At 71.8% G+C, this 11,065-nt stretch carries 7 protein-coding genes; 6 read left to right on the plus strand and 1 reads right to left on the minus strand.

Annotation, left to right across the window (positions count from 1 at the left end; translation table 11 throughout):
- Positions 1-82: 82 nt before the first annotated feature.
- The 3 genes from QMF80_RS15780 (at position 83) to QMF80_RS15790 (ending at position 3,901) form a co-directional block, all read left to right on the plus strand.
- Positions 83-871: an ABC transporter ATP-binding protein gene (locus QMF80_RS15780; RefSeq protein ID WP_283453645.1), complete on the plus strand. Its 789-nt coding sequence runs from the start codon at positions 83-85 to the stop codon at positions 869-871.
- Positions 871-3,411, plus strand: coding sequence for an ABC transporter permease (locus QMF80_RS15785; protein WP_283453647.1), 2,541 nt, complete (start codon positions 871-873; stop codon positions 3,409-3,411). The genes QMF80_RS15780 and QMF80_RS15785 overlap by 1 nt, the downstream gene beginning before the upstream one ends.
- 235 nt (positions 3,412-3,646) lie before the next feature.
- Entirely contained in the window at positions 3,647-3,901 is a 255-nt protein-coding gene (locus QMF80_RS15790; RefSeq protein WP_283453649.1) for a LysR family transcriptional regulator, read from the plus strand.
- Positions 3,902-3,987: 86 nt separating this feature from the next.
- On the opposite strand, the gene QMF80_RS15795 is transcribed toward QMF80_RS15790, so the two are convergent.
- The gene (locus tag QMF80_RS15795) at positions 3,988-4,638 is read right to left on the minus strand and encodes a response regulator (protein ID WP_283453651.1); all 651 of its coding nucleotides are present in this window, start codon (positions 4,636-4,638) and stop codon (positions 3,988-3,990) included.
- Positions 4,639-4,796: 158 nt separating this feature from the next.
- On the opposite strand from QMF80_RS15795, the gene QMF80_RS15800 reads away from it, so the two are divergent.
- Genes QMF80_RS15800 through QMF80_RS15810 form a run of 3 tightly spaced genes read left to right on the plus strand, consistent with a single transcriptional unit; the run spans position 4,797 to position 11,019 of the window.
- Entirely contained in the window at positions 4,797-8,816 is a 4,020-nt protein-coding gene (locus QMF80_RS15800) for a PA14 domain-containing protein (protein WP_283453653.1), read from the plus strand.
- Entirely contained in the window at positions 8,816-9,784 is a 969-nt protein-coding gene (locus QMF80_RS15805; protein ID WP_283453655.1) for a TauD/TfdA family dioxygenase, read from the plus strand. The genes QMF80_RS15800 and QMF80_RS15805 overlap by 1 nt, the downstream gene beginning before the upstream one ends.
- Positions 9,785-9,786: 2 nt before the next feature.
- Positions 9,787-11,019 carry a cytochrome P450 gene (locus tag QMF80_RS15810; RefSeq protein WP_283453657.1) on the plus strand — a complete coding sequence of 411 codons (1,233 nt, stop codon included), beginning with the start codon at positions 9,787-9,789 and terminating at the stop codon, positions 11,017-11,019.
- The last annotated feature ends 46 nt before the right edge of the window (positions 11,020-11,065 follow it).

Below are 11,065 nucleotides of genomic sequence, written 5' to 3' on the forward strand. Positions count from 1 at the left end.
CGGCCCGCTCCTAGGCTCCTTTTCGACCGCCGGACGCCCCGCGGAGTGCTCCGGTCATGGACCGTCCGATGAATCAACCCGTATGGGGAGTGTGAGTCGTGTGACCGCGACCATTTCGACTGCGACCAAGCGGCAGACCGCCGCGCGAGCTGTTGGCGTGACGAAACTGTACGGCGAGGGCGAGGCCCAGGTCGCGGCCCTGCGCGGCGTGAACGTCGAATTCACGGCCGGGGAATTCACCGCGATCATGGGCCCGTCCGGCTCCGGAAAGTCCACCCTCATGCACGCCCTGGCCGGCCTGGACAGTATCACCTCCGGCGAGGTGTACATCGGCGACGCCGAGGTGAGCGGGATGTCCGACAAGTCGCTCACCGAGCTGCGCCGCAACCGGATCGGGTTCATCTTCCAGCAGTTCAACCTGCTGCCGACGCTGACGGCGCAGGAGAACATCCTGCTGCCGCTCGCGATCGCCGGACGCAAGCCGTCGAAGGACTGGTTCGACCGTGTCGTGGACACGGTCGGCCTGGGCGAGCGGCTCGGCCACCGGCCGACGGAGCTGTCCGGCGGACAACAGCAGCGCGTGGCCTGCGCCCGCGCCCTGGTGTCCCAGCCGGAGGTCATCTTCGCCGACGAGCCGACCGGAAACCTGGACTCGACCTCGGGCACCGAGGTGCTCAGGTTCCTCCAGCACTCGGTCCGTACCCTCGGCCAGACGATCGTCATGGTCACGCACGACCCGCACGCCGCTTCCTACGCGGACCGGGTCATCTTCCTGGCCGACGGCCGGATCGTGGACGAGCTCCGCGAGCCGACCGCGGACGCCGTGCTCGACACCATGCGCTCGCTCGACGGCAAGGCACGGGTGGCGTAATGCTGAATGCCACGCTCAAGAGTCTGCTCTCCCGCAAGCTCCGGCTGGTCCTCTCCGGCCTGGCGATCGTCCTCGCGGTGATGTTCGTATCGGGCTCCATGGTCATCAAGGACACGCTGAACCGTTCCATTGACGCCCAGTTCAATGGTGCTTACGACGACATGGACCTGCACGTGGCGCTCAAGCCCAAGGTGGCGGCCGACACGGGCGACACTGCGGCCGTGGCCCCGCTCGACGCGGCGGCCGTCGCCCGCGCGGCCAAGGTCCCCGGCGTCGCCGGGGCGAAGGGCCTCGTCATGGCCGAGGGCGCACGCGTCCTGGGCCGGGACGGCAAGCTGGTGAAGAGCACCGGAGGCCCCCGCTACGGCGAGAGCTGGCGCGGCGAGAGCAAGCTGATAGAGCTGCGCTCCGGCCACGAGCCGCGCACGGACACCGAGGTCGCCATCAACGCCGGCCTGGCCGAGGAGGCGGGCTTCAAGGCCGGTGACCAGATCAGCGTGCTCACCTCGGAGCCGAAGCGGACCTTCACCGTGGCCGGCGTCTTCGGCTACTCCGGTGACCGCGGTTCCATCGGCGGCGAGCAGACGGTGGCCTTCAGCGCCCCGGTCGCCCAGCAGCTGATGCTCGGCCGGCCCGACGCCTTCTCCGGCATCAAGGTGGACGTCGCCCCCGGCGCTTCGGTCCCCGCCGTACGAGCGGCGCTGACCGCCGGCCTCGGCGGCGAGTTCGAGGTCCTGACGGGCGAGGGGCTCGCCAAGAAGGCCTCCGACCAGTCCCGCGGCGTCCTCGACATGATGAACCAGCTGCTGCTCGGGTTCGCGGCGGTGGCGGTGCTCGTCGGCGTCTTCCTGATCGTCAACACCTTCTCGATCATCATCGCCCAGCGGATGCGGGAGCTCGCCCTGCTGCGCGCCCTCGGTGCGGGCCGCGGCCAGGTGATCGCCTCCGTGCTGATCGAGTCCTTCGTGGTCGGCCTGGTCTCCTCCGCCATCGGTCTCGCCGCGGGCATCGGCATCGGCGCCCTCGGCTCCGACCTGCTCGCCGGAGCGACGGACGGCCTTGAGGTCGCCTCCCTCGGCGTGCCCGCGAGCGCGGTGGCCACCTCCTTCGCCGTGGGCATCCTGGTGACGATGGCGGCCGCGCTCTTCCCCGCCGTACGGGCTTCCAAGGTGGCGCCCATCGCGGTGATCCGCGCCTCGGCCACGCCGGACGGCACGCACCGCAAGCAGACCTGGACGGGCTCGGTCCTGCTCGGCCTCGGCGTCCTCCTGCTGGCACTGGGCCTCTTCGGGTCCAGCGGGGTGTCCGTGGTCCTCGGCGGAGTCCTGCTGGCCTTCGTCGGTGTCGCGCTCCTGACGCCGCTGTTCAGCAAGCCGTCGGTGCAGGTGATCGGCGCGGTGTTCTCCCGTTCGCTGCCCGGACAGCTGGGCCGGCGCAACTCCGCCCGCAATCCGCGCCGTACCGCCATCACCGCCTCGGCGATGATGATCGGCGTCGCCCTCGTCACCGCGATCAGCACGGTGGCGTCCTCCTCGGAGGACAGCGTCACCAAGGACATCCGGCGGGACCTGAAGGCCGACTACGTGGCCATGGGCGAGGCGGGTTCGGCGGGCTCGGCGACCATCGACCCGGCGGCGCTGACCCGGATCTCCGAGGTCCCCGGCGTGAAGGCGGTCGCGGCCGCGGCGCTGGACACGGCCACGGTCGGCAAGGAGGCCCAGCCGGTCACCGCCTGGCAGGACTGGAACACGGCCCGCGAGGTCCTCGGACTCCAGGACGCGCAGGGTTCCCTCGCGGCCCCCGCGGCGGGAACCGTGGTCATGAACGAGAGCACCGCGAAGACCCGCGGGGTGAAGGTCGGCGACAGCCTCACCCTCCAGCTCCAGCGGGGCGACGCCCGCACCTACGAGGTCGCCGGCCTCTTCAAGGACTCGTCCCTGACGAACAGCGTGGTCGTGCCCTGGGCCGACGCCGCGTCCGGATTCCGCGGCACCCAGCCCTCGCAGGCCTACTTCCAGCTGGACGGCGGGGCCGAGGGCGCCTCCGTGCGGCCGGAGATCGAGAAGCTGCTCGCGGACAGCCCCGAGGTCACGGTGAAGACCAAGGAGGAGGTCATCGAGATGTTCAGCGGCGGCATGGCCATGATCCTCACCGTGGTCCAGGGACTGCTCGGCGTCGCGATGCTCATCGCGGTCCTCGGCATCATCAATACCCTCGCCCTGTCGATCCTCGAACGCACCAAGGAGATGGGCACGCTGCGGGCGATCGGCCTCAGCCGCGGTCAGACGATCCGCATGGTCATGACCGAGTCGGTGGTGATCTCCCTCTTCGGCGCGGTGCTCGGCATCGTGGTCGGCGGAGTCCTCGGACTCGCGGTGGCCCACGCGATGAAGGACCAGGGCGTCAGTGAACTGTCCCTGCCCTGGGGCCAGATGCTCGCCTACCTCATCGGTGCGGGAGTCGTCGGCGTCATCGCCTCGATCGCCCCGGCCCGCCGGGGTGCCCGGCTGAACGTGCTCACCGCCATCAGCCACGGCTGACCGGAACGGTCCGCGCGGACGTCCGCCGACCGGCGCCGGAGGAGCCTTCGCGCCCCGCGCCCCCTGCCCCGCCTCCGCCGCCCCCCGCCCGACGTGCGGATCGGCAGCTTCCTGCACCTTCCATTGCCGCTCCAGCGCCAGTGGGCTGACATGTTCTAGGACTCACCGCGATCCCTCCGTTCCGGCGTGGGACGGCAGCGGGTCCGGTCGTGTCCGCAGAGAAACAGGGGGCAAGATGCACGAGCGTGAGTTCCGCGCTTTTGTGTCCGTAGCGGAAATCGGACGCATGGATCAGGCCGCGAAGACACTGGGATATTCGCAGCCGGCCATCAGCTATCAGATCAAGTGCCTGGAGCAAATGCTGGGTACGAAGCTCTTCACGAGGGATTCGACGGGCGCGAGGCTGACCAGGGAGGGGCGGATGATACTTCCGTCCGCCCGGGCCGTGCTGGCCCTGATAGACAGCATGAAAGGCGTCTGCGCGGTGTGACGGGGCGGGTTCCGGGACCGGCGGCGCCGGCCCGGAACCGGGTCACCGGGGGCCCGGCCGCCGGCTCGGACCGACAGGCCGCCGCCCTACGCCGACAGGCCGCTGTCCCACACCCAGGCCGCGATCCCGACCCGGTTGCGCACGTCGAGCTTGCGCTGGACGTTGGCGATGTGGGTCTTGGCGGTGCCGGCCGAGATGAAGAGCTCGCTACCGATCTCCGCGTTCGTCAGACCCTTCGCCACCAGGCGCGCGATCTCCGTCTCGCGGTCCGTCAACGCCTCTATCAGGGCCGCCGACTTGGACTTCACCGGGCTCTGCAGGTGCTTCAGCAGCCGCACGGTGACCGAGGGACTGATCATGGTGTCGCCTGCCACGGCGGCGCGTACCGCCTCCACCAGCAGCGTGGGACCCGACCGTTTCAGCAGGAAGCCGCACGCGCCGTTGTGGAGCGCGGTGTGGACGTATTCGTCGAGGTCGAAGGTGGTCACCACGACCACCCGCATCGGGTCGGCGACCTGGGGGCCGGCGAGTCTGCGGGTGACCTCCAGCCCGTCCAGGCGCGGCATGCGGATGTCGGCGAGCACCACGTCCGGGCGCAGCCGTTCGGCGAGTTCGACGGCCCGGAGGCCGTCCGCGGCTTCGCCGACGACTTCCATGTCCGGCTGGGAATCCAGGATCAGGCGAAATCCCACGCGGACGGATTCCTGGTCGTCGGCGAGCAATATGCGGATGGTCACGATCAGTACCGTATCCGGTGATCACTTCGGGCAGCCACCGCCGTATTGAAAGATTCTCTGCGGCCTTCGGACGGGAACCGGGCCCTGCCAGCATCTGGGCAGATGGACGTCGAGCGCCGAACGCGGTGCGTTTCCCCGTTTTGGAGTGGTGACTGGGCATGGCTCACGCCAGAAAAGTCAGAGTGCTGGCCGCGACCGTGGTCTCGGCGGCGCTGTCGTTGACCCTGCTCGGTGGCGAGGCCCCGGCAGTGGCCGGTGACGGCCCCAGGGCCGACCCCTCGCGGGTGGCCCTGCCGGCTTCCGAGGCCGGCGAACCCGGCCGGCCGTCCTGGCCGGACGGTGCGTTCGGCGAGGCACCCGCGCAGGACGCGGGCGCCGGGCCCGCCGCGCGGACCGCGGGTCCCGAGGACGGAGCGGCCCTGACGGACGTCCGCCCCGAACTGTCGGCCACCGGCGGGCCGGACACGGTCGCCTACGAGTTCCTGATCGGCACGGGCGCCGACCCGCGCACGGGCCAGGTGACCTCGTCCGGCTGGCTGCGTTCCCCGCGCTGGCAGGTGCCCGCGGGCCTGCTCAAGGACGGTGGCCGGTACACCTGGACGGTACGCGCGAAGAGCCGGACCGGCCGTGTCGCCGCGGACGCCCCCGCCCGTTCCTTCGCGGTGAACCAGCGGCTGGGCGCACCGGCTCCCGGCGCTCCGGCCCCGGCCGACTCGCTCGGCCCGGTCACCGTCAACCTGGCCACCGGCAACGTCACGGCCTCGGTCGCCACACCGCAGGTCAGCACGGGCTTCGGCGCCGTGGGCGCCACCTTCACCTACAACTCGCAGGCCGTGCAGAGCGCCGCGGGACTCACCGGGTCGTACTTCACCGGGGACTCCGGCTCCGGCATCGCCGCCGCCGAGAAGCCCGCGGCCGTACGCACCGACTCCCGGGTCGACTTCGCCTGGGGCGCGCAGGCCCCGTACCCGGACGCCGACCCCGCGGCGCCGTTCCGCGCACGGTGGTCCGGCACGCTCAGCGTCCCCGAGGACGGGCGCTACCGGCTCGGCGGCACCTACGACGGCGGCATGCGCGTCCTGCTCGACGGCGTCCCCGTCCTCGACGACTGGCAGCGCACCGCCGCCACCGGCAGCCGTGCGGTCTACGGACACGACGTCGCCCTCAAGGCCGGACAGGCCCACCGGATCACCGTCGAGTACCGCCGCCGGGCGCCGGGCGGCGAGGCGGCGCTGTGGATCAGCGGCGCCGGACGCACCGCCCCGGTGCCCGCCTCCTGGCTCCGCCCCGCGGACGCCGTCCTGCCGCCCGGCTGGACCGTGAGCCCGGCCGCCGTACCCGCCACCGCGGCCGGGGCGAACGGCCCCTCCCCGCAGGCGGATTCCCCCGCGCCCACCCCGCAGTCCCCCGCTGCCCGCGCGGCGGCCGCCCCCGCGGCCCCCGCCGCTCCCCGCAACCCCGAGGGCGCCGCGAAGCGGCCCGGCTCCGCCCAGGGCAAGGCCGTCGCACGCGCGGCGACCGGCACCGGGGGGGCGGCCGCCGCCATCGCGGCCGCCGAGGAGGACGGCCTCGCCTTCTTCTACGCGGGCAGTCAGGAGTGCGCGGACAGCGCGGCCCCCGCGGGGTACGTGTGCGCCGTCCGCGTCCCCGGCGCCGGTACGACCCGACTCGTCTACCGCGCCGGAAAGCTGACCCGCTTCGTCAACCCCGGCGGCGAGACCACCGACCTGGGCTTCACCGCGGGCCACCTGCTCACGACGGTACGGCCCCCGCTCGTCACCGACTGGGTCGCCGTCGATCCCGCCCGCAGGGACGACGAGGCCTCCCGCTACCGGATCGACTACCGGCCCGGGACCGCCGAAGCCCTGCGCCTGACCGGCCCGCACCCCGCGGGCACGCCCGGACGCCCCGACGAGCGACCGCAGCGGACCTACGCGCTCACGCCCGGAACCACCCGCGTCGAGGTCGCCGGATCGAGCACCCCGCAGGGCTGGACGCGCGAGGTCACCTACGACCCGGCGGGCCGGCTCCTCTCCGACACCGACGGAACCCGGCGCACCCAGCGCTTCACCTGGACTCCGGCCGACCAGCAGGCCTCGGCGACCGACGCCGCCGGACGGATGACCACCACCGTCCTCGACGCGTCCGGGATGCCGGGCGGCACCTACGGTCCGGGCCCGCAGAAGTGCTTCGGCCCCGACCTGCGTCCCCTGCGCCCCGCTCCCACCGGTTGCGCGGCCGTACCGGCCCAGACCACCTCGTACGGCCCGCAGGGCATCACGACCGAACGCGAGGACTCGAACGGGGTGCCGCGCCAGACCGCCACGACCCAGCTGAACGAGTTCGGGCTGCCGGTCGCCACCATCGCCGACCCGGCGGGCCTCGCCCTGCGGACCGGCTTCGAGTTCGACGAGTTCTTCCGCCCCACGGCCAAGATCCAGCCGAACGGCGTCAAGCAGGCGTTCACCTACTACGGAGCCGCGGAGAACGCGGACAACCCCTGCACCAAGGAGAACGACCCCGCGCCCCAGCACGGCCTGCCGAAGACCGTCGAACTGCCGAAGTCGGCCACCGGGACGGCGCGGATCGAGAGGTACGTCTTCAACTCCCGCGGCCTGCCCGCCGCCGTGACCTTCGGCGGCCCCGACTGGACCTGCGTCCAGTACGACGACCGCGGCCGGATCGCCCGGATGTCCATGCCGGGGAACTCCAGCCTGGACGCCTGGACGGTCGACTACCACAGCGCGTACAACGGTGACCCGCTCACCCTCAAGGCCGTTCAGCACGACCACTTCCTGCTCAACACGGTCGACCTGCTCGGCCGCGCGGTGCGCTTCACCGACGGCCAGGGCGTACGCACCGACACGGTCTACGACCGCGCGGGCCGCCCCGTGCAGGAGCGGGTCACTCCGCCCTCCACGGCGGACGCCGTCCAGGTCAGGCGTACCGCGTACGACGCCGCCGGCCGCACGCTCTCGGTGGCCCTGGACGGCAGGCAGCTGGCCGGAGCCGAGTACGACGCCGCGGGCACGGTGGCGCGGGTCCGGTACGCCAACGGCGTCCGGCTGTCCGTGGACCGCGACGAGGCGGGCCGGATCACGGCCAAGAACTGGACCCTCGCGGACGGCACCTCCGTCCCCGCCGCGGTGACCCGCTCGCAGTCCGGCACGGTCGTCGACGAGTCGGTCGACGGCCGGGACGGCCTGCCCGGCGAGCCCGACTTCCGCTACGACGCCACGGGCCGGCTGGTCAAGGCCTGGATCGGCGGCCACGAGTACGGCCGTGACTTCACCGCTAAGGCACCGGCGGGCTGCCCGGCCGGTACCAGCGCGCGAGCCGGTGCCAACGGGAACGTGGTCGAGGCCACGGACCGCACGGCAGCGGGCACGAAGGCCACCGGCTACTGCTACGACGACGCCGACCGGCTGCTCGCGACCACCGGCCAGGACACCTTCCACGACGGGACCTACGCCCTGAACGGCCACCTCACCGGATACAACGGGGATGGCAGGAAGATGACACAGCGCCAGGACGCGGTGGAGCGTTACCTCGGCGCCTCCGTGACCGGTTCCGGAGCGGCGGACGTCACCTACACCAAGGACATCGCCGACCACCTCATGGCCCGCAAGGGAACGTCCGGCGACGGCACCCAGCAGTACTTCTACGGGCACACCGACATGGCGAACTCCGACCCCGACCTGGTGCTGGGCACCGACAAGCGGGTGCGGGCACGGGTGATCGGACTTCCCGGCGGGGTGGTCCTCTCCGTCAAGGGCGCGGCCGACCGCGCGGGCCGCACCAGCTGGAGCCTGCCGACCGTGCGCGGCGACATCTTCCTCGTCGCCTCCGACGAGGGCCGCCAGGTGGGCGACCGCTACCAGTACGGCCTGAACGGCGAGCCGCTGGCTCCCGACGGCGCCGTCGACCCGCGGCGGGTGCCCGACAACCTGCCCGGCGACTACGACTACGGCTGGCTGGGCCGGTACCAGGTCGGCACCGAGCACCAGGGCGCGCTCTACAACGTCGTGCTGGACACCCGGGTGTTCAACCCCGCCTTCGGCCGCTTCTCCGCCCCCTCGGCGGCCGGCCCCTTCCTCAACCCCTACGAGTACGCGGCCGGAGACCCGGTCAGCCACACGAGCATCAACGGCTACAGCCTGGACGTGGAGAAGGAATGATGAAGACGCCCTTTACCGACGCCGACGCCGAGATCCTGGAGACCAACGGCTCGCGCCTGGTCCGGGTGCGCCCCCGGCAGGGAAGCGACCACCGGGCCTGGTTCACGGCCAACGCGGAGGCCCTGCGCTCCGCGATGTACGAGCACGCCGCCGTCATGGTGAAGGACAGCGGCCTCGTCCAGCAGGCGGAACTGGCGGAGATCGCCGAGGAGATCGGCGGCAGGACGCTCGACTACAACGAGCGCTCGACGCCGCGCAGCCGGGTCACCGGCAAGGTGTACACCTCCACGGAGTACCCGGCCGACCAGAGCATTCCGCAGCACAACGAGAGCGCCTACTCGGAGAACTGGCCGCACAACCTCTTCTTCTTCTGCGCGCTCGCCGCGCGGAGCGGGGGCGAGACGCCCGTCGCCGACAGTGCGGCGGTCCTCGGCAAGCTCCCGGCGGACCTGGTGCGCCGCTTCGAGGAGAAGGGTGTCCTCTACACCCGCACCTACCGCACGGGCATGGGCCTGTCCTGGCAGGAGGGCTTCCAGAGCGACGACAAGGGATACGTCGAGAGCTACTGCGCCGACCACGACATCCAGACGGACTGGGACGGTGACGTGCTGCGCACCCGCCAGCGCCGCGAGGCGGTCCTGGTGCACCCCGTCACCGGGCAGAAGGTCTGGTTCAACCAGGCCCACCTGTTCCACGTGAACGCCCTGCCGGAGGCCGTCCGCGAGGGCCTGCTGGAGATCTGCGGCGAGGACGGCCTGCCGCGCAACGCCTACTACGGCGACGGCACCCGGATCACCGCGGACGAGATCGACACCGTCCTCGGGGTCTACGACGAGACGGTGCTGGCCGAGACCTGGGGCACCGGGGACCTCCTGATGATCGACAACATCCTCACCTCGCACGGCCGACGGCCCTTCACCGGGGACCGCAAGGTGCTGGTCGCCATGACCCAGCGCGAGGTGGCGTAGGAATGGCCACGGTCACCGCCGCGGAGCCGCTGACCGGCATCGACCTCACGGACCCGCAGACCTTCCTCGACCGGAAGGGCGCACTGGTCCCGATGTGGAGCCGGTTCCGCTCCGAGAGCCCCGTCCACTGGCATCCCGTGGAAGGCCGCCAGGTCCCCGGGTTCTGGGTGCTCTCCCGCTACCACGACGTCATGGACGTCTACCGCGACAACAAGCGGTTCACCTCCGAGCGCGGCAACGTCCTGGCCACCCTCCTCGAAGGCGGCGACTCCGCGTCCGGCCGGATGCTGGCCGTCACCGACGGCCGCCGCCACCGCGAGCTGCGCAACCTGCTGCTCAAGGCGTTCGCGCCGCGCGTGCTGGAACCCGTGGTCGCCGGAGTGCGCCGCCGGGCCGACCGGCTGGTGCGGGAGGCGGTGGCCCGGGGCGACTGCGATTTCGCGCAGGACGTCGCCGAGCACATCCCGATGGCGACCATCGCGGATCTGCTCGGCGTCCCCGCCGAGGACCGGGACTACCTGCTGTCGCTGACCAAGCAGGCCCTGAGCGCCGAGGACGCGGGGCAGTCGGCCGAGGACGCGCTCGTCGCGCGCAACGAACTGCTCCTGTACTTCTCGGAGCTGGCCGAGGACCGGCGCGACGATCCCCGGGACGACGTGGTGAGCGTCCTGGCCACCGCCACCATCGACGGGGAGCCGCTGACCGAGCAAGAGATCGTCTTCAACTGCTACAGCGTCATCATCGGCGGCGACGAGACCAGCCGCCTCTCGATGATCTGCGCGATGCGCGAGCTCATCGAGCACCCGGAGCAGTGGCGGCGGCTGAAGTCCGGCGAGGTCACCGTCGAGACCGCGGTCGAGGAGGTGCTGCGGTGGGTGACCCCCGCGATGCACTTCGGCCGCCGTGCCCTGACGGACGTGGAGATCGGCGGCCGGCAGATCCGCGCCGGGGACGTCGTGACCCTCTGGAACAGCTCGGCCAATTACGACGAGGAGGTGTTCCGCGACCCGGAGGTGTTCGACCTGGGCCGGACCCAGAACAAGCACGTGTCCTTCGGCTACGGCCCGCACTTCTGCCTCGGCGCCTACCTGGGCCGGGCCGAGATCGCCGCGCTGCTGACCGCCCTGCGCACCCACGTCGCCGAAGCGGTGCCCGCCGGACCGGCCCGGCCGATCCACTCCAATTTCCTCCACGGGTACAGCAGTCTGCCCGTGTCCCTGCGTCCGGCCCGGTAACGCCCCGCCAGGCCGTGTGAAACGAGTGCCCCGCTCTGCGAGCGGG

It is taken from the genome of Streptomyces sp. G-G2 (genome assembly GCF_030063135.1).
In the GTDB taxonomy this organism is placed as follows: Bacteria; Actinomycetota; Actinomycetes; order Streptomycetales; family Streptomycetaceae; genus Streptomyces.

Coding starts and splice junctions, on each gene's coding strand:
- QMF80_RS15780 (WP_283453645.1), top strand. CDS start 83: ATGGGGAGTGTGAGTCGTGTGACCGCGACCATTTCGACTGCGACCAAG.
- QMF80_RS15800 (WP_283453653.1), top strand. CDS start 4,797: ATGGCTCACGCCAGAAAAGTCAGAGTGCTGGCCGCGACCGTGGTCTCG.
- QMF80_RS15790 (WP_283453649.1), top strand. CDS start 3,647: ATGCACGAGCGTGAGTTCCGCGCTTTTGTGTCCGTAGCGGAAATCGGA.
- QMF80_RS15810 (WP_283453657.1), top strand. CDS start 9,787: ATGGCCACGGTCACCGCCGCGGAGCCGCTGACCGGCATCGACCTCACG.
- QMF80_RS15785 (WP_283453647.1), top strand. CDS start 871: ATGCTGAATGCCACGCTCAAGAGTCTGCTCTCCCGCAAGCTCCGGCTG.
- QMF80_RS15805 (WP_283453655.1), top strand. CDS start 8,816: ATGAAGACGCCCTTTACCGACGCCGACGCCGAGATCCTGGAGACCAAC.